Origin of the sequence: Biformimicrobium ophioploci, from assembly GCF_030270605.1 — a bacterium.
Lineage (GTDB): Bacteria > Pseudomonadota > Gammaproteobacteria > Pseudomonadales > Cellvibrionaceae > Biformimicrobium > Biformimicrobium ophioploci.
Window position 1 is genome coordinate 325,470 of record NZ_BSYJ01000004.1, and the last position, 18,853, is coordinate 344,322.

The 18,853-nt window shown below is 57.9% G+C and carries 12 protein-coding genes and 1 pseudogene; 8 read left to right on the top strand and 5 right to left on the bottom strand.

Annotation, left to right across the window (positions count from 1 at the left end; all coding sequences use genetic code 11):
• Positions 1-12: 12 nt before the first annotated feature.
• Together QSJ80_RS11245 and QSJ80_RS11250 are read left to right on the top strand one after the other, a co-directional pair.
• Positions 13-750, top strand: a complete 738-nt coding sequence (locus QSJ80_RS11245; RefSeq protein WP_285764549.1) for an alpha/beta fold hydrolase — start codon at positions 13-15, stop codon at positions 748-750.
• Positions 747-1,508, top strand: a complete 762-nt coding sequence (locus QSJ80_RS11250) for an HpcH/HpaI aldolase family protein (protein WP_285764550.1) — start codon at positions 747-749, stop codon at positions 1,506-1,508. Before QSJ80_RS11245 ends, QSJ80_RS11250 begins: the two co-directional genes overlap by 4 nt.
• A 3-nt stretch (positions 1,509-1,511) precedes the next feature.
• Here QSJ80_RS11250 and QSJ80_RS11255 read toward each other — a convergent pair whose 3' ends face one another.
• Positions 1,512-2,387, bottom strand: coding sequence for an amidohydrolase family protein (locus tag QSJ80_RS11255; RefSeq protein WP_285764551.1), 876 nt, complete (start codon positions 2,385-2,387; stop codon positions 1,512-1,514).
• A 153-nt stretch (positions 2,388-2,540) separates the two neighbouring features.
• Between QSJ80_RS11255 and QSJ80_RS11260 the strand changes: the two genes are divergently transcribed.
• From QSJ80_RS11260 to QSJ80_RS11275, 4 genes are read left to right on the top strand one after another with little or no spacing between them, the layout of a single operon-like run.
• Complete coding sequence (locus QSJ80_RS11260) at positions 2,541-3,596, top strand: cupin domain-containing protein (protein ID WP_285764552.1); 1,056 nt, start codon at positions 2,541-2,543, stop codon at positions 3,594-3,596.
• A gap of 5 nt (positions 3,597-3,601) precedes the next feature.
• The gene (locus tag QSJ80_RS11265; RefSeq protein ID WP_285764553.1) at positions 3,602-4,591 is read left to right on the top strand and encodes an ester cyclase; all 990 of its coding nucleotides are present in this window, start codon (positions 3,602-3,604) and stop codon (positions 4,589-4,591) included.
• On the top strand, positions 4,584-6,194 hold the full coding sequence (locus QSJ80_RS11270) for a sodium:solute symporter family protein (RefSeq protein WP_285764554.1): 1,611 nt from the start codon (positions 4,584-4,586) through the stop codon (positions 6,192-6,194). The genes QSJ80_RS11265 and QSJ80_RS11270 overlap by 8 nt, the downstream gene beginning before the upstream one ends.
• A gap of 27 nt (positions 6,195-6,221) precedes the next feature.
• Positions 6,222-7,256: an ester cyclase gene (locus tag QSJ80_RS11275; protein ID WP_285764555.1), complete on the top strand. Its 1,035-nt coding sequence runs from the start codon at positions 6,222-6,224 to the stop codon at positions 7,254-7,256.
• Between the two features lie 80 nt (positions 7,257-7,336).
• On the opposite strand, the gene QSJ80_RS11280 is transcribed toward QSJ80_RS11275, so the two are convergent.
• From QSJ80_RS11280 to QSJ80_RS15630, 4 genes and pseudogenes are all read right to left on the bottom strand, one after another.
• Complete coding sequence (locus QSJ80_RS11280; RefSeq protein WP_285764556.1) at positions 7,337-9,196, bottom strand: tetratricopeptide repeat-containing sulfotransferase family protein; 1,860 nt, start codon at positions 9,194-9,196, stop codon at positions 7,337-7,339.
• 104 nt (positions 9,197-9,300) lie between these two features.
• The gene (locus QSJ80_RS11285; RefSeq protein WP_285764557.1) at positions 9,301-11,694 is read right to left on the bottom strand and encodes a TonB-dependent receptor; all 2,394 of its coding nucleotides are present in this window, start codon (positions 11,692-11,694) and stop codon (positions 9,301-9,303) included.
• A gap of 344 nt (positions 11,695-12,038) precedes the next feature.
• Complete coding sequence (locus QSJ80_RS11290) at positions 12,039-12,569, bottom strand: MFS transporter (RefSeq protein ID WP_285764558.1); 531 nt, start codon at positions 12,567-12,569, stop codon at positions 12,039-12,041.
• 85 nt (positions 12,570-12,654) lie between these two features.
• Positions 12,655-13,155: pseudogene (locus QSJ80_RS15630) on the bottom strand (MFS transporter); the annotation flags it as partial.
• Positions 13,156-13,410: 255 nt separating this feature from the next.
• On the opposite strand from QSJ80_RS15630, the gene QSJ80_RS11295 reads away from it, so the two are divergent.
• Both QSJ80_RS11295 and QSJ80_RS11300 read left to right on the top strand, forming a co-directional pair.
• The gene (locus tag QSJ80_RS11295) at positions 13,411-15,600 is read left to right on the top strand and encodes an extracellular catalytic domain type 1 short-chain-length polyhydroxyalkanoate depolymerase (protein WP_285764559.1); all 2,190 of its coding nucleotides are present in this window, start codon (positions 13,411-13,413) and stop codon (positions 15,598-15,600) included.
• Between the two features lie 450 nt (positions 15,601-16,050).
• Positions 16,051-18,711, top strand: coding sequence for a TonB-dependent receptor (locus tag QSJ80_RS11300; RefSeq protein WP_285764560.1), 2,661 nt, complete (start codon positions 16,051-16,053; stop codon positions 18,709-18,711).
• The last annotated feature ends 142 nt before the right edge of the window (positions 18,712-18,853 follow it).

Consider the following 18,853-nt stretch of genomic DNA (forward strand, 5'->3'; position numbering starts at 1 on the left):
AAGAAAAAATTTATGGCAGATTGCATTCGAAGTATGCCGGTGGTCCTGCTGCCGGGCATGCTGTGTGATGCGCGCCTCTGGCGCCATCAGGTTGCTGCACTCAGCGGCACAGCCACGGTCCAGGCAGGTAGCGTGGCCGGGGCCATTACCGTCAATGCGCTGGCACAAACCCTGCTGTCACTGTGCCCGCAGCGTTTCGCCCTCGGCGGTTTCTCCATGGGTGGGATTGTCGCGCTGGAAATGCTGCGCATTGCCCCGGAGCGAATCGCCGGACTCGCGCTGGTGGACACCAATTGCTGGGCCGATACCGCAGAGCGTGCTGCGATGCGAGAGGCGCAGGTGGAACTGGTGCGGGGTGGTGGCTTGTGTGGCCTGGTGCGCGAACAGCTGATGCCCAATTACCTGGCGGACGTGAATGCGGAGAACCCGGGCCTCCAGCAAGAGATTGAATCCATGGCAATGTCTGCCGGTGCGCTCACGTTTGTCCAGCAGGCGCTGGCGCTGGGTACCCGCGCGGACAGCCTTGAATTGCTGCAGAAATTTAAAGGCCCCTCCCTGGTGCTCTGCGGTGCGGAAGACAAGTTGTGCCCGCCTGAAGGGCACAGGGAGATGGCGGCCGCGCTTGAAGATTCGAGTTTGCATATCATCGATGGCGCGGGCCACTTTGCGCCACTGGAGCGGCCGGCAATTGTAAATAGTGCAATGCTCGACTGGGTGCGCCAGGTGCAGCAGAAAGAGAGTGAACAATGAAAAAGATTTCAGAATTGAAAAAGTCGGTGAATGCCGGCGAATTACTTGTCGGCACTTTCCAGAAAACTCCTTCCAGCATGGTGTCCGAGGTGCTCGGCAGTACCGGTCTGGACATGGTGTGCCTGGATGCAGAGCATTCGCCATTCGACCGGGCGCAGCTGGATCAGTGCATTTTTGCGTTACGGGCGATGGATATGCCATCGCTGGTGCGCGTGCCGTCCGCTGCGCCGGAACACCTGCTCAATGCGCTGGATTGCGGTGCGACCGGGGTGGTGGTGCCGCATGTGGTCTCCGCCGAGATGGCGAAAACGGTTGCCGCGCACAGCCACTTTGGTGCTGGCGGCCGCGGCTATGCCGGCTCCACCCGCGCTGCGGCATATACGCGTAAAGCAATGCCGGCGCATCTCGCTGATAGTGCAGCGCAGACTGTGGTGATTGCCCAGATCGAGGATGTTGAGGCGCTGGATCAGATCGATGAGATTGCAGCCGTGGACGGCATAGACTGCCTGTTTGTGGGCCGTATTGATCTTACGGTTGCGCTGGGTGCTGCGTCGCCGAAAGATCCTGTGGTGGTCGAGGCGGTCGAGCGCATCTGCGCAGCGGGCAAGAAAGCGGGCCGCTGTGTCGGCATGTTTGTCGGTGACCTGGATGAGATCCCGCACTGGCGCGAACAGGGTGCTTCCCTGTTCCTGCTCTCGTCGGATCACACCTTTATGCAGCAGGGCGCGGCGTCCCTGGCCGCGCGTGTTGCCAAATAGCGGTTAGCAGTCAATCCGGTAAAACCTGGCGGCGGTGTTGTACAGCATCTGCTGCCGGGTGGCTTCCGGGTAGGTCTCTATCAGTGTGGTATAGGCCTGCCACAGTTCATCATATCCGCGGTACAGCTTGTCCACCGGGAAGTTGGAGCCGAACATCACCCGCTCGGCGCCAAACGCCGAGATCACGCCATCCACAAGCGGGCGCAATGTGTCCGTGGTCCACGCCGGGTTGAACATTCCGAGCCCGGAAATCTTGCAAGACACGTTGGGTAGCCGGGCCAGTTCGCGCAGGCCCTGCGCCCAGTTATTGAGCCCGGCCTCGGTCTGGTCCCAGGGGGAGCCCACGTGGCACAGGGCTACCTGCAAATTCGGGTGCTGCCGCAACGCCTCGAGCGCCTTCGGCATCTGCTCCGGTACCATCTGCAGGTCGAAGCTCATGCCCATCTCCGCCAGCACACCAAGATTGTGTATCCAGCGAGTATTCTCGAGCAGCGCACCGCTGCCGTTTGCGCTGTCCTCCGAGCTGTGTCGACCTACAATCTGGCGCACGCCCCGTACGCGGGGATGTTGTGCCTGCTGCTCCAGCATTTCTATCGCATTGTCGGCAGACAGGTCACAGTGCGCGACTATCGCGCTCGGCAGCGGTTGCTGCTGCTCGAGCCAGCGGGTCTCGGCGATATCGTCCGCAGCCCCAACCTGTACATGCACCGAGTGGCTGGGAGAAAAGCGCGCGGACTCCGCATGAAAGTCCTCGACCAGGTAGTTCTTCTGGATCGGCGTCGGATCGCCGAAAAAGCGTTTCTGGCCCTTTTCCATCAGCCATGGATAGTGCACTGCATCCAGATCCCAGAGGTGGTGGTGTGCGTCGATAAATTTCATGAGCGCCTTACTCCAGCGGTTTCCCGGTCATTTGCAGGGCGATGTTAACGAATACCGAAAAGTTGTTGAATCATTTTTGCATTCGAAGTACATTTTCTCGAGCCGCAGCTCTCAGGGCTGCTTTTAAGAACAATAAAATGGAGTTGGCTCGATATGTCAGAGCATTGGACTGTGGAAAAAATGGCGGCCGAACGACTGGTCCGCTACCGCGATCTCAAGCCTTGCCGGAACGCTTTCGTTGATACCTATACACCCGGAAGCGATCAGAAAGAGAACTTCACGATTATCGGCCCGGGCGTTGCCGAGCATCCTGACCAGCATGTGCATATTGCCGAGCCACACGGCTTCAACATTGGTGGTGCACGCCAGCCCGCCGGCTGCCTGAACTCCCAGCACAGCCACGAGACCGAAGAGGTCTTTATCGTACACTCCGGCCGCTGGGCTTTCCGTTGGGGTGTCGAAGCCGAGGATGGCGAAGCCATCCTGGGCCCGGGCGACTGCATCAGCATTCCGCCGCGTGTATTCCGCGGTTTTGAAAATGTGGGCGACGGCGTTGGCTACCTGTTTGCCGTGCTGGGTCGCGATGATCCGGGCCGTGTTACCTGGGCCCCGGATGTGTTTGAGAAGGCCAGGGACTACGGTCTGGTGCTGCTGGAAAACGGTCAGCTGGTCGATACCACCAAGGGTGAGACGGTTCCGGCGGGCGTTGCGCCAATGCATCCGACTGATCAGCCCATGGTGGATGCGCACCGCCGCATGACCGACGTTGAAATGGCCAGCTGTGTTGTTCTGGAAAACGAGCAGATCCGCTTTGCCGGTTCCGACCTGCAGGACGCCAGCAATGGTGTGAGCGAAAGCCCGATCATCGGCATGTCCAACCCGGAAGAGGGTATTGCTGCGGGCAAGCTGGTATGGCGCCATGGCTTTGGCGTACGTCGCCTGGACTTCGCTACCGATGGCTCCACGCCGATGCACGCACGCGAGGAAGAGGAAGTCGTTTACCTGTTCAGCGGCAAGTTGCTGTTCTCCTGGGAGGGCGGTGAGCTGGCGATGGAGAGCGGCGACGTGCTGACTGTGCCGAAAGGGTTGGCGCGCAAGTTCTCTGCCCAGGGTGCGGAGGCTGTTGCCTACGTGGTGCGCGGTGGCGATTATCCAGAGGCCGCCGCTCTGGTCGAGGAGAAGGCCGCAGCCGCAGCTGTCGTGGCCTGATTCCGATGAAGAGTCTCGTCCAAGAATTTTACTGTGCCATTACCCGCAGTGCGGATGCCGCGCTTGAACAGGTTGCAGGCGGTTTCTTCACGGCTGACGCGCGCGTCAGTGTGGCACACCCAGTTAACGACCTGAGCGGCGTACAGGATGTTGTCGAATCCTATATTCGGCCGCTTCTCAGGGCGTTCCCGGACCTGCAACGCAAGGAGTTTGTTGCGGTTCCGGGATCCTATCAAGAGGGAACCTGGGTCAATGCAACGGGTTACCTGCTGGGTACCTTTGCCGCTGACCTGTTCGGTATCCCCGCGACCAATCGTATTGCCTACCTGCGCTTTACCGAGATGGTGCGTATCGAGGGCGACCGGATTGCCGAGTATTACCTGATTCTCGACTTCCTGGACCTGATGCAGCAGGCCGGCGTGAACCCTTTGCGCGCGAGCCTTGGCCACCCGGGCATGATCATGCCGCCCAGTGACCGAACGCTCGGTATGCAGGAAGGCGATGTGGAGTCCGGCAAGGTCACCATCGACCTTGTGCTTAATATGCTGGATTGCCTCGGTGGCTATGACGGGCGCTCATTGCAGAGTATGGCGCTTGAAGAGTACTGGGCGCCGGACTTCATCTGGTACGGCCCGGCCGGTATCGGCACCACGCGCGGTATTGAAGGCTTCCGTCGTCAGCACCAGGGGCCATTCCTGCAGGGGTTCCCCAACCGGGTAGTGGACCGGAAGACCAATATTCTTGGGTGCGGTGACTACGCCTCCACCGGCGGCTGGCCGCATATGACCGCGACTCACACCGGCAGTGGCTGGCTCGGCCTGGCACCGACTGGTCGCACAATAACCATGCGCGTGATAGACATCTGGCGTCGGCGCGGTAACCTGCTCGAGGAAAACTGGGTCGGCATCGACATCCTCCACATCCTGCACCAGCTCGGGCTGGATGTTTTCTCTCAGATGCACCAGTTGAAAGACCGGGGTTTTGATTATGAATGAATTTGGCCTGCTGAACTGGGTCGTGCTCGGTGCTTACCTTTGCGTCAGCATTGGTATTGGCGCGGCAATGGGACGAAAAGTCCATTCGTCTTCCGACTATTTCCTGGGTGACCGCAGCATTCCGTGGTGGGCCATCGGTATCTCCGTGGTGAGCACCTATGTCAGTGCGCTGACTTTTCTCGGCGGACCTGCGTGGGCCTACTCCGAGGGGCTTTCCGTACTGGCAATCCACCTCAATTATCCGCTGGTCATCTTCTTTGTAAGCTGTTTTTTCCTGCCGTTCTTCTATAACAGTGGCGTGGCTTCGATTTACGATTACCAGGAAAAGCGGTTCGGCCCGGCTTCACGGGTGGTGATGGCCGGTGTATTCCTGGTGTCGCAGACACTGACCACCGCGGCCGTGCTTTATGCCACATCGCTGGTGCTGGAATTTATCACCGGTATCGACGTGACTGTTTGTATTGTGATTGTCACGATTGCGGCCATGCTCTATACATTGATGGGCGGCCTTGCCGCCGTGATCTGGACCGATGTGATCCAGGCGGGCATCCTGTTTGCCGGCGCCTTCGTGATTGTTTACCTGCTGCTGCAGCAGATGCCGGTGCCGCTGGGTGAAGCACTCGCGGACCTCAAGTCGCGTGGCATGACCGATGCGATCAAGACGGATCTGGATATCAACAAAGTGACCACCGTCTGGTCCGGCGTAATCGCGATGACGCTGTTCCACATCACCATCTACGGCGCCAACCAGATGATGGTGCAGCGCACCCTGGCCGCCAAGAGCATCGGCGATGCCAAGAAGTCCATCATGATGATGGGCTATGGTGCATTCTTTATTTACTTCCTGTTTATCCTGCTCGGCATCCTGTTCTATTTCTTCTATCAGGGGCGCGAGTTCGAAAACGGCAATACCATCATCCTGCAGTTTGCTGCCGAATACGGTTTCCCGGGCCTGCTGGGTCTGATTGCCGCGGCAGTGTTGGCAGCCAGTATGTCCAGCATGGACTCCGCGCTGAACTCCATGTCGACGGTTTCGACCATTGATTTCTACAAGCGCTTCTTCCGCAAGGACGCCGACGACAGCCATTACCTGAAAGTATCCCGTGGATTCACGGTGTTCTGGGCGGTGCTGATCATCGTGCCCGCGCTGTTGTTCGCCAAGAGTGAGGGCAGCATCCTGGAAGTGCTGAGCAAGCTGGGTAGCTACTTTGTGGGCGCCAAGCTGAGCATGTTCGGCCTCGGCTTCTTCTCCAAGAACACAACCGAGCGCGGCCTGCTGGTAGGCGTCGCCGCCGGCTTTGCTGTGGTCTGGTGGGTGGCCACCAATACCGACGTGGCCTGGCCCTGGTATGCGGCAATCGGTGCGCTGGTGAATATCCCGGTTTCCTACATTGCCAGCCTGCTGATCGACGGTCGCCAGGAAAAGTATTCCGAGTACACCGTCGCCGGTCAGCGCGAGCTGTTCAGCAACAGCGGCCGCCCGGTGAAGGAAGGTAACTGGTTTGTCATTCCAGGCGCGGTGGACAAGCAATCCTACGGCTTGCTGGTGTTCTTCGTCCTGTCTGTATGCAGCTTGCTGGCATTCAACTACATGATCGGCTAGCGCAAAGTTTAATAAGGGGTTTACCAGATGTATTTTGACAATGCGCCCGCCTCGGGTAATGCGGGCAACATGCGCGGCTTCGACAGTGAGTTCACCGATATCGTGGACTACATCCTGCGCATCACCTACCGGATCTGGGAAGGCAAGCAGGTCGGTCTGTGTTACGACTACTACTCCGAAGACTGCCCGGTATACACCCTCGGCGGTTATGTAGAGGGTTACGAACAGGTGGTGCAGAACACCCTCAAGACCCTGTCCGGCTACCCGGACCGTACCCTGCACGCGGACAATATTGTCTGGGGTGGAGATGCCGAGACCGGTTATCACTCCTCACACCTGATCTGCACCAACATGACCAACCTCGGTCCGAACGAGTTTGGCCCTGCCACCGGCAAACGCGTGCAGATTCAGGTGATTGCGCACTGCGTGTGCAAGGACAACCGCATCGTTGAAGAGTGGCTGGTGCGAGACAACTATTCACTGGCGGAACAGCTGGGTTACGAGCCGGTGGAGATCGCCAGACAGCTGGCGGCCAAGCCGCTGGACCCGCAAAGCGTTTACGCACAGTGGCTGACTACGGAGCACGCGCGTGTATCCGAGCAGCACCGCGAGCGCATTGAGTACCCTTCAGCGGAGGATAACCGCGAGGGCTTTATCCAGGCGGCACTGCAGAACATCTGGAATGCGCGCCTGCTGGGTGAGGCCAATGTGTTGTACGCCGAAAATGCACGCCTGCACGCATCCGCGCGCGATGACATGGAAGGCATCGGCAGCATCCTGCGATTCTACCTGGACATCATGGGCGCAATGCCGGATGCGCGCTTCAGTGCCGACTACGTGTGCAGCAATGCGATGAACCAGGACGGTGACTATGTGGCCGTGCGCTGGACCATTGCCGGCACCCATACCGGTAATGGCCGCTGGGGTGATGCCAGCGGTGCCCCGGTGCTGATCCTGGGCGAGAGCCAGTACAAGCTGCAGAACGGCAAGGTCGTGGAAGAGTGGCTGGTATACGATGAGCTGGCCGTTCTGACCCAGATCGAGCGCGCGCGTCAGGCATAACGCTTTCTTTTATTTTTTGGTCCCTTTGATCGTATTGTTTGCCCGGCCTCTGGCCGGGCTTTTTTGTTTCTATGGTGGGGCTAACCGGCCGCAAGCGCGTCCTGCAACGGCTTGAGTCCATCTCCATAGCGTTTCCACTTGTCGACAGAGGTCCTGTAGATGGGCTGCCTAACCTGTTCTGCACTCGGGGTCAGGACCATGCTGTCGCGGCGATAAAATTCCAGCACTTCAGGTTCGAAGGGCAGGCCGATAAAATCCAGCATCTGTCGCGTGCGCGCTTCCGGATCAGCAACGACTTCCTCATAGCTGGATTCGAGGATCTCGTCCGGATAGAGCGTTTTCCAGAGCGCCATAATGGCCTCATGCTGGCAATAGGATTGTCCCAGCGCAGTCAGGTCATGTGAGTAGCTCTGATTTTCATCGAACGGCAGTTTGAAAATGGACAGGCAGTTGTCCATTGCATTGCGCTTGCAGTAAATGATTGGCGCTTCGGGAAAAATCTGGCGGATAAAACCAATGAAATTGAAATTCATCGGTGTCTTGTCCACCACGAACTCGGCGGCAGGCCAACGCAGCCGGGCGCGCTTCCGGTAGCCCTCTTGCAGCGTTTGCAGTGCCTGTTCATCCAGAAAGCCGCAGCATTGGGGGAAGGGTTGTCCCGTTATTTTACTGGCCTGCATGGCAAGGTCGCTGATAAAACTGACCTCGCCAAGGTTTTCGACCTTCGAGTGGGCTGAGAGAATCTGTGCGGTCAGGGTAGTGCCGGAACGTGGCATGCCAACGACGAAGATGGGTGCCGGTGTCTGATCCTGTTGCCCGCTTGCAGCCCCTGCCGCGGGTGCGGGGAAGGTCTCTTCGCAAAATTTTGCATATTGCCTTTCAATGTCGCGATCGTAGCGGGCGCCTGCCGCGCGTATGCGGTTGCCCTCTTTAAAAAGCTCGAGGCTACGGCTGTAGTCGCCCTGCTTTTCGCAGTGTGTGGCGAGAGCAAACAGCAGTGGTCCGCGCAGTATCGCGTGCAGGCTCTGGTCACCCAACAGGCGTTCTATATTCTCAAGCTCGGACGGACCCAGGCCGTGTTCTTTCAGCTTGGAGAGCTGGTAGTAGGCACTTGCCTGTTTGCCATTGCGGGCAATGGCCTCGCGGAAACTCGCAGCTGCGGCGTCAAACCTGCCGAGCTGCTCCATCAGTACGCCCAGATGGGTGTGTGCCTCCGCGTTGTCGGGTTCCTGTGAGAGCGCGTCACGGAGGAGCTGTTCCGCCTGTTCCGCATCGCCTAGCTGCTTTGCCGCGGTGGACAGGGCAAGTCTTGCCGGGTTGCTGGTTGGGTCCAGTTCCAGGACCTGCTTCAGTGTCGGAAGCGCTTCATCGAAGTGACTTTGTGCAATTTCAGACTCGCCGCGGATACAGAAAAGTTCCGCATTCCTCGGCTGCCGCTGCTCCACGGCGCTGAGTAATTTGTTGACGCCGGTAAAATCACGCAGCTCGATCAGTGTACGGGCGAAGTTGAGCATGCAGTCGGGGTAGTCCGGCTGCATCCTTAATGCCGCCTGAAAACATTCCGCAGCCTTGCGGTGGTCGCCAAGCGCTGCGCGGCTATTGCCAAGGTTGTTGGCGGTAACCGGGTTGGGCTTGAGGGAGAGGGCTTTCTCGAATGCGGTACAGGCCTGTTCGAATTCTCCCTGCTCTTTAAAAGCCAGGCCGAGGTTGCTGAAGGTATCCGGATCGCGGGAGTTGGCCCGGGCAGCGCGTTGCAGGAAGCTTACGGCTTTATCGAATTCTTCACGGCGCAGCGCGACAACACCGAGCAGGTTCAGGGCAAATTCGTTATGGGGATGGGCTGCCAGCACCTTGTGGTAATGCTGTTCGGCAGCGTCGAAATTGCCCTGTTTCTGCAGTGCAAAGCCCTGCTGCAGTAGTTTTACGGCTGCCTGATCCACGGCAGTTACCTCTTGATTATTTCCAGCGAATTAAAGCGTCTAGCCAATAAATTTCAGATAAAAAAAAGGCCTGCACAGGGCAGGCCTTTTCACAACTTCCTGGCTTAGAAGTTGTAGGAAGCGCGAACGCCCCAGTGGCGTGGCGCCTTGTAGTCGGCGGCGGCACGACCACGGCTCATCACTTCCGTATAGGTCATGATCAGCTCGTCGGTGGCGTTGTTCACAAACGCCTTGACGTTGTAGTTGCCGTCAGCGGACTGCCAGCGCATGGACAGGTCCAGCGTGGTGTAGGAAGGCTGCTGCGCAAAGAATAGCGGATCACGCGCGGACTGGTAACCGCTGTTGTGATAAGCGTAAATGTGCGGAGTCAGCGTGCCCATGTCGCCCAGGTCGTATTCGTAGCTCAGGCCCATGGAGATGGTGTAATCCGGGGAGTACGGGGTGTTCTCGCCGTCCACATCAAACCAGCCCTGGCCACCTTCGTCCACGTAGTCTACGCCATCATTGCCGAGGCGGCTCGCAACCGCAAACTCGTTGTACTCGGACATATCCAGGGAGATGCCGAAGTCCAGCACGAGGTTTTCAGAGATGTCCCAGAAGCCCTCGAACTCAGCGCCCTTGCCGATGATGCCGCCGCCCGGTACCTGGGTAGCCAGGATCAGGCCATCACCGCGGGTAACGAATACCGTGGTGGTAAAGCCTTCGTAATCGGCGTGATAGAAGGCACCGTTGAGGCGCAGGGAGCCGTCCAGCAGGGTGCTCTTGAAGCCGACTTCAACGGTGGTGTTTTCCTGCGGGTCGGTCAGCTCGTTGGTGAGCGTGTTGATGGAGCCCGCGATATAGGAAGTTGCCGCATAGCCGTAAACCATCAGGTCATCGTTAACCTGGTAGTCTGCACCGAGGCGCCAGTCTGTATGCTTGTCCACGCCCTTGTCGACAGTAGCGTTGGAGTAGTCGAAAGCCGGAAGCTCGTTAGTGACATTGTTCAGGTTGAACAGGCGCTCGCCTGGGCCGCCCCAGCCGAGCGAGCCGGAGCCATAGCTGATGCGATCGTCTTCCGTATAACGTACGCCCGCTGTCATGCTTAGCTTTTCAGTCAGGTCGTATTCCGCCTGGCCGTAGACGGCGGTGGACTTGGTGCCGCCGTTGCCTTCACTCAGCCAGTAGGCCCAGGAAGGGGTTTGTGGGGTAGCGCCCTGATAGCCGGACCAGGACTCCGCCTGGCTCGCGTAAAGGTAGGCCCACTCGCTGTTGTCCTGGTTGTCGAAGTAGTAGGCGCCCACGGTGTAGTGCAGCGGGCCTTCACCGGTGGAGGTGACAGTCAGGTCAGCCTGCTGGGACTTGGATTTGCTGGCGCTGCCGTCGAAGTTCGTCTGCATGCTGGACAGGTCGCTGTCCGACAGGTTGATCGCAGAGTAGTCGAACATGGCTGCGTTGAAGTTGACGTTATGGCCTGCAACATCCCAGTTCACGTTGGCAGTGAAAGACTGCTCTTCCAGCTCACGCAGTGGCTTGAAGCTGTAGGCGATCTTGTACGGGTCGTCGATGATGCTGGCGGATTCGTCGCCGGCGCAGACGTTACCGGCCCAGTCACGGCCACCGGCGCGGTCGCCGTCGGCACAGCCGATGTAAACGCCCTGACGTGGGTCGAGCCAGCCGTCGAAGCCGTTAAAGCGGGTGTAGTCATCCTTGTCCAGCGGAATACCCAGCGGCTTGTAAGCCCAGTTACCATTGCCGTTGGCGGTATCTTTCCAGGTGGAGGCGGTGATGTTGACGGACAGGTCGTCAGTCGGCTCAAACAGGAACTGCGCGCGGGCATAGGTGTAGTCAGCGTCTTTCAGGCCGGCGCTGGAATTAAATACGTTCTCAACGTACGGATCGCGCTTTTCGTCTGCAGCGGTAACACGCATCGCGATCTTGTCGGTCAGTGGTACGTTGACGAAGCCCTCAATTTTTTGCTGGCCGTAGTCACCCATGGTGACGGCGGTGCCGTAATCGAATTCCTGGGTGTCCGGCTTTTTGGTGATCACGTTGATCAGGCCACCAAAGGTGTTGCGGCCGAACAGGGTGCCTTGCGGGCCGCGCAGGGTTTCGACGCGCTCAACGTCGATATAGGCTGCCAGCGCCTGGCCGTATACCGGGCGGTACATGTTGTCGATATAGATCGGTACGGCGATATCGGAGGTACCTGCAGAGCCGGCACCACGCATGATGGCCTGCGGGTTGTTGCCGTAGCTGGCCAGGGTCAGGCCCGGAACGGCTTTTTCCAGAGAGAGAATGTCGTCGATGCCCAGCTCGATCAGCTGGTCGCCGGATACAGAAGTCACGGCAAGCGGTACTTCCTGCAGATTCTGTACACGCTTGGCTGCGGTTACTTCTACAACCTCAAGTGTCTTTTCGTCCTGCTCGGACTCGGTTTGGGCCAGCGCACTGGCGGCCATGGACTGGGCCACCGCGACTGCGAGCGCCGTTTTTTTCAGGTTATTTTTATAGGTCATACATCCCCTCCTAGGTTTGTAATTATCGCAGTTTTCCTGCATAGACAGTCAGCACTGAAACCGACTGCCAAGGCACAAACGCACGCTGTGGCCAGCATTAGCGTATTGTTCTTTTTATATTCGTGGGCCTGTAAGCCCCCGTTTATGACTCCGGAAACAGCCGTTTCTTTACAGCTATCAGCGCCTCCATGGCACCTGATTCCGGTATTTTTGCGATCAAGCCCGTCAAATTGGATGGTATTTGTTCAATCTGAAGGCTGTATGCAGGGTTGAAGTTATCCCAACATGCATTCGAAGTCAAAACCTCATGCAAGATTTCTATGGGGTGGCGGACGGTTTGATTTTCAGGGGCCGGTCGACGCCTGATGAGGGGCTATCGCCGGGGCTACGCGCGTCTTGCGGGTCTTTACCAGTATGGCGATGGCTATAAGCGTGGCGAGGCAGCAGAGCATGGCAGCGCTGAAAAGGCCGGTCGGGCCCTGCAGGTCCATGGCCAGCGCGCACAGGAGTGGCCCGCAGAAACCACCAACGGCATAGGCCGCCATGATCTTGCCGCCGGGCTGTCCACCGTGGCGCGACCAGAGGCCCAGGCTGAGGGGGTAAAGGGTGGCCACCAGACTGCCGAGTACCAGCATATGCAGGATCGCGGTAGCTGCCACCACCCCTAAAAGCAGCAGGCCGCACTCGGCGACGAGGGCAACCAAAACAATCGCCAGTGGGTTGGCCTGTCCGCAGGTGCGCGCAACAACGGCTGCGGCAGGCTGCAATAACAGCCCCGCGAAAACCAGCAGCGCCATATGCAGGCCGAGCTGGGCTTTTGGCAGGCCCAGCCCGGTCAGGGCCACCGGCAGCATGGCAAAGCAGATTGAAACCATCAGTCCCGCGCAGATAGCGCCGGCCAGACCGGCATAGGCATTGCGCTCGAGGGTCTCGGACCTGGCTGCCGGAAACGGCGGCCACCAGAGCGAGGCCTGCAGCTATGGGAAACAGCCAGGCAATGTTGCCGACGGGCAGTTGCACCAGTAGCTGGCCACAGCCCAGCCCGAGTACCACCAGCCACTGGTACAGGGCGAGCAGGCGGGGCCGCTGCTCCGACTCGGTGGTGAGCACCAGGCTCTCCAGTAGTACCAGTGAGAGCGCGGCCAGGAAACCGGTACCGGCCCTCAGGGCGAACAGTGCTGGCCACCAGTCTGTTACGGCATGGGCTGCAGCGACTGCGCCCGACAACAGGCAGCTGGCCACAAATACCCGCCGGCACGCATAGCGCCTGCGCAGGCGTGGTGCCGCCATACCGCCCAGCAGTAAACCGGCAGAGTAGGCAGCCATCACCAGCCCGATCGGTCCGGAAGCTGTCTCCAGCATATATAGCGGCAGGCTGATGCCGACCAGCCCGGAGGCAGTCATCAGGAAGAATATGGTCAGGTAGGGGGGAAGCGTGACCCCCTTGGGTAGCTGGAACACTGGAACTCACAGGGTGGGCTGGATACTTGCCGCAACCTTAATTGTTCGTGTCAGAGGCGTATTGATTGAGGTCAAGCACAGCAATGTGAACCCTGACCATTTAGAGGTATTGATTTACAACTTTGGTCTAGTGGCCGCACCGCCATGGTGCACTAAGGTGAGAAAGCAAACCTTTGTAGCCCAGCGATGCTATCGGGCGCGCGCATTAATCGTTTGTGCAGTCCGAACATAATTCTAATAATGAAGGTGCTAGTCATGAGCGCATTCCCAACGCCCTCTAGGGGCGCAATCCGCGGTGCCCTGTTTTTCCTGAGTGCACTGTTTACAGTGTGTGCCAATGCCGGCAGCTGGCAGCAGAACCAGTCTGTTGGCGGTTTCAATTCCGTCCATATCTATACGCCGGATTCTGTATCGCCGATCGGTGACGGCAAGGCATTGTTGATCATGCTGCACGGCTGCGCGCAACCCATCAACAACTTCCTCACCGCCAACCTGGAAGTGGCAGCCGAGCAATACGGTATGGTGGTGGCCGTGCCGGACGCCATGAACAAGGCTGGCTTCAGTTGCTGGTCCTACTGGGAGGGCGTTAAGTCACGCACTTCCGCCGATTACAGAAACCTGGTCAACCTGGCCAATACCATGAGCGGCGATGCCAGCCGTAACATCGATCCGGACCAGGTGTATATTGCCGGCCTGTCTTCCGGTGCGGCCTTCGCCAACACTACCGCGTGCCTCGCGCCGGATGTTTTTGCGGGCATGGGCATCAGTGCCGGGCCGAGTGTCGGCACCAGCTCCAATGGTGCACTCGGTCCGTGTGAACAGGCCGATGTCACCACGCGCTGTAACACCTATGCCGGTAGCTACAAGAGTCACTTCGATACCCAGATCGCGTCCATCGCCCACGGTGATGCCGATACCACCGTTAACCTCTGCTACAACGAGCAAAATTCCGACGGTATGGCTGGCGTTTATGGCGTTTCCAAACTTTCTGGAACCAATACTGTCAGCGAAGGTGTCGGCCGCACCGCGGAGGAAACCCTGTGGGAAGATGGTCGCGTTTCTAAACTGCTGTTTAACGGCGTGGATCACGCCTGGTCCGGCGGTGAAGGTGCATCCGGTGGCTACATCAACGGCAATGGCATCAACTATGCCTCGTACCTTGGGCAGTTCTTCACCGCAAACAACCAGCGCGTGGACCGCAATAGCGGTCCTGCTATCAGCAACCTGAGTGCGACTGAAAACAGTGGTGCGTTGGCAATCAGCGGTAATGCGCTGGATGCCGAGGGTAGTGTTGCCGATGTGGCGATTACCATCAGCAACGTCGATGGTGGCGCTCCGGTGGTGGTGGAGACCCTGAACGCAAGCGCCGCGCCGAGTGATGGCTTCTTCAGCGCGACCAGTTCCGCGCTGGCGGACGGTCTGTACGAAGTCAGTGCGGTGGCAACCGATAATGAAAGCGTGCAGGGCGATGCTGCGGCAGTTACCCAGCGGGTCGGACCGGAGCCGCCGGAAAGCGCACCAGTGCTGAGTGATACCGCAACAACTGTTTCCGGTCAGTGTGCCACCGTGACTGGTACCGTGGTGGATGCCAACCAGAACCTCGATTCGGTGGTGGTGGATTTTGCCAACGGTAATGTCAGTGCCGCCATCAGTGGCAGCAGCTATTCCGCTGAAGGCTGTAACCTGCCCGGAGGTAGCAACCAGGCCACCGTCACCGCCACGGATGCGACCCAGCTCTCCAGCACCGATACCATCAGTTTCGATATCGATGCGGGCCAGACCGGCGACTACAACTTCCATATCAGCGCCGGGCACATCACCTGGGGCGTGGGTTACTCAGCCTGCTACCTGGCATTCGGCACATCCGAATTCACCATGCGCGAATACCCCTCGGGTAGCGACTGCCAGTGGATCGCGGATGGCGATAGCAGCTGTGCCGGCCCGGTGCAGGCCTGTTCTGCCGGTGGAGGTAGTGACGGCGGCAGTGGTGGTGGCGGTACGGAACCGACCGACAGCGACGGTGACGGGGTGGAAGATACGCTGGATAACTGTCCGAATGACGTCAATCCCGGTCAGGCAGACAACGACAGCGACGGCATCGGCAATGCCTGTGACAGCACCCCGGACGGTGAGCCGGTAGATGCCGACGGCGATGGCGTGACGGATAGTGTCGATAATTGTCCGAATACCGCGAACCCCGGTCAGGAAGACAGTGATGCCGACGGCATCGGCGATGCCTGTGACAGCACCCCGAATGGTGATGTCACCTGTACCGAGTACACGGCCAACAACTACAACCATGTTCAGGCCGGTCGTGCCACCACCACGGGTGGTTACACCTATGCGGTCGGCTCTGGTGATAACCTCGGTCTTTATAACCTGTTTGTCACCACCACGCTGGCGGAGACCAGCGCCGGGTATTACGAGCTGGGCAACTGCCCCTGACTAAGCTGACAGGAGGCGGCGCCAACGGCGCAGCCTCCTGTGTGAGCACCCGTCCATGTGCTGACTCGCCGGTTCTAAACACCTCCCCGCCTTGTTGTGTCCTCTCGTCCACCAATTGTCCCTCTTAACGACGAATTAACCCGTATTATCCTGTTTGTCGCACCCCTTGATTGATGTACAGCCCGGACCGGGCAATATGCAATGGCGGCGTGAAGCATCGTCAGCCTTTATCCGAACTTCCAGTTTTGGGTTGAGAGGCGATAGTACGCTCACCGTAGTTAAGTAAGGTTTGGACCGGCTTAACTTTGGTACCCAATAGCATTGCTAGGGGTATTGTCGGCAGTGGAATTGATGATGAGCAGTTCCACTTCAGGGGTAATCCGGCGAGAACGATTGCCGACATTAGCAGTGCCCAACAAGACGATTCTAAAAATAAGGGTTGAAGCCAAAATGCACTTCCTCAAAAAACCGTTGACCGTAGCCTTGGCAATTGCAAATCTGGGGGTGGCGACTGCGCTTGCCCAAGAGGCCGAGCCGGCTAAAGAAGAAAAAAGTACTGGCCTGCTGGAAGAAGTTACCGTAACGGCCACCAAGCGTGAAACCGATCTGATGGACACGCCCGTTGCGATCACCGCATTTTCCCAGGCTCAGCTGGAGCGTGCTGGTGCGACCAATGTACGCGATCTTGCAGGTCTGGTACCGAACCTCGATATCGGCTACGAACAGGACCAGGCTTCGCCGGTGATCTCCATGCGCGGTGTGCGCTCGACCAATACTTCAGAGCTTGGTGATCCATCTGTCGGTCTGCATATGGATGGCATTTACTCTCCTCGCCCGCAGGGTGCGATGGCGCTGATGTTTGATGTTGAGCGAGTAGAGGCCCTGCGTGGTCCGCAAGGCACGCTGTTTGGCCGTAACTCCACGGTTGGTGTGGTCAATGTGATCTCCAGGCGCCCGGACACCGAGAGCTTTGAGGCGAATGTTGGCGTTGAGCTGGGCTCTTGGGACAACCAGGTCATGAAAGGTGTAATGAACCTGCCGGTATCGGATACCTTTGCCCTGCGTGCTTCCTTTATTCAGCAGACTCGCGATTCCTACCTTGATGGCTACTACGACCCCAACCAGTGGGACCGCCGTCGTTTGCCGGGATATGCGCAAAATGCTCCTGATCTAGTTGGCGATGCGCAGACCCTGATTCAGGATCGCAACTGGTGGGGTACCAAAAAAGAGTTGGTAAAAGCGGATGGGGAAGATTTCTACAACAATATCGACCAATACGCTTTCCGCTTGGCAGCTCTGTGGGAGCCGACCGAAAAGATTTCCTGGCTGACCAGCATTGAGAAATACCAGGATCAGGGTGCTGGCTCTATCAATACCCTGGACTGCGACAAGCTGGAGCTTGCCGGCAATAGTTGTGAAAACATCTACGGCCCCGGCGCAGACCAGTACACGGTTGCGGTAAATACCCCGGGTGAACTGGATCTTTCCATCGAAAGCTTCCGTTCTTCTTTCCGCTGGGACTTTAGCGATGAAATGGCGTTTATCTACAATGCCGGTTACGCCGTTCAGGATCGCTCGAATCTGGTCGACATCGACGCGGGTGTGACGGACTGGGATATGGAAATCTGGTTTGTTGATACGGAATATGCCTCCCAGTCTCATGAGCTTCAGTTGCAGTCCACCGGCGATGGCAAATTGCAGTGGATTGCGGGCGCATTTTATTTCAAGGAAAAGAACGACATGGATGGGCTGTTCAATGCCCACATGAATGATTCGGCGTTCTGGGATCAGCCAAACCGTACCCTTGAGTCTGAGGCTGTATTTGGCCAGATGACTTATGAATTGACCGAGAAGCTCTTCCTGACAGCGGGTTATCGCTATAGCAAAGATACCAAGCAAGATGTTGGTGGTCGTAACCTGAGCTGTAACCGCGATTGGGGCCTGGGCGAAGGTGATGCTGGCTTCCCGGGTTGTTATCCAGCATGGGTGTGGGCAGATGGCCTGGATGCAGATGATTATTTCAATCAGTACTCTGCAGACCACTTTGCCAACCCGGATATCTATTCCGTTGCAACCAATAACGACAACAAGGGCAGCTGGTCTGATTCCACCTTCCGTCTGGGGCTGGATTATGACCTGACCGACGATGTCATGTTGTATGCATACGTTGCGGATGGCTTCAAGGCCGGCGGTATCGGCGATGTTGTAGTCGAGTACTTGCAGGACCCTCTGACCGCAGAATATGCGACGGACGAAAATGGTGAGCAGATCATCGAACAGGTCTATCAGCAGAATTATGATCCGGAGCGTGTGACAACATTTGAAATTGGTGCGAAAGGCAGCTTCTTTGACGGTAGCCTGAACCTGGCGGCGACCTACTTCCTGTCTGATTACACCGACATGCAGCTGGCTGCACCGGAATCTGTCCACGATGTATATGCCATCGAGCAGAACCCTGATTCCGATAACTTCGGCGAAGTGATCACCAATGGTGTGGTCGTGTACAACACGCGTAATGCTGCCGAATCGATGATTCAGGGTGTTGAGGTGGAATTCCAGTGGGCGCCGATTGAAAACGGTGTGTTCGGTGGTTATGTCACCTGGCTGGATACCGAGATCACTTCCGACTTCGAAACCCGTTGGAATTTCGCAAACCGCGAGCTGTTCGAGATCCCTGACTACGGTCTCGCACACTCCAATGAAAACCCGCTGCTGTATCGCAACCTGAAGGGTAACGAGCTTGCCGCTTCGCCGGAGTTCGCGCTGACCATCAACTATGCGCACACATTCGAACTTGGTAATGGCGACCGGATCATTCCTTTCGTAAACGTGCACTGGGAAGACGACTCCTACCTCAGCTACTGGAATGTCGACAAGCACGACTTCCCGACGCCTACTCCGGAAGCGTTCAGCGATACCCGTGAGGCCTTCACCACTGTGGATGTATCTATTCGTTACGTAACCGCGGACGACAAGATCTCGGCAGAGCTGTTCGGCTACAACGTAACCGATGAAATTATCCCTTACTGGGCTAGTGCCGGTGACGGTGTTGTTCGCGCGCCGATGTCGGTACCGGCTAACTACGGTGTGCGCTTCAACTACACCTTCTGATCGTAAAGGTCCCTAACTACCTGAAAGGCACCAGTAGTTCACTGCTGGTGCCGTCTCCAGGAGTACTAGCCTGTCTCCGGATGGGCTTTTTATCGATTTTTTTGGCTGTCTTGATTGCGGCGTTGTGTCGGACCCAATATCC

Coding starts and splice junctions, on each gene's coding strand:
- QSJ80_RS11255 (WP_285764551.1), bottom strand. CDS start 2,387: ATGAAATTTATCGACGCACACCACCACCTCTGGGATCTGGATGCAGTG.
- QSJ80_RS11260 (WP_285764552.1), top strand. CDS start 2,541: ATGTCAGAGCATTGGACTGTGGAAAAAATGGCGGCCGAACGACTGGTC.
- QSJ80_RS11295 (WP_285764559.1), top strand. CDS start 13,411: ATGAGCGCATTCCCAACGCCCTCTAGGGGCGCAATCCGCGGTGCCCTG.
- QSJ80_RS11245 (WP_285764549.1), top strand. CDS start 13: ATGGCAGATTGCATTCGAAGTATGCCGGTGGTCCTGCTGCCGGGCATG.
- QSJ80_RS11270 (WP_285764554.1), top strand. CDS start 4,584: ATGAATGAATTTGGCCTGCTGAACTGGGTCGTGCTCGGTGCTTACCTT.
- QSJ80_RS11300 (WP_285764560.1), top strand. CDS start 16,051: ATGCACTTCCTCAAAAAACCGTTGACCGTAGCCTTGGCAATTGCAAAT.
- QSJ80_RS11290 (WP_285764558.1), bottom strand. CDS start 12,569: ATGGTTTCAATCTGCTTTGCCATGCTGCCGGTGGCCCTGACCGGGCTG.
- QSJ80_RS11250 (WP_285764550.1), top strand. CDS start 747: ATGAAAAAGATTTCAGAATTGAAAAAGTCGGTGAATGCCGGCGAATTA.
- QSJ80_RS11275 (WP_285764555.1), top strand. CDS start 6,222: ATGTATTTTGACAATGCGCCCGCCTCGGGTAATGCGGGCAACATGCGC.
- QSJ80_RS11265 (WP_285764553.1), top strand. CDS start 3,602: ATGAAGAGTCTCGTCCAAGAATTTTACTGTGCCATTACCCGCAGTGCG.
- QSJ80_RS11285 (WP_285764557.1), bottom strand. CDS start 11,694: ATGACCTATAAAAATAACCTGAAAAAAACGGCGCTCGCAGTCGCGGTG.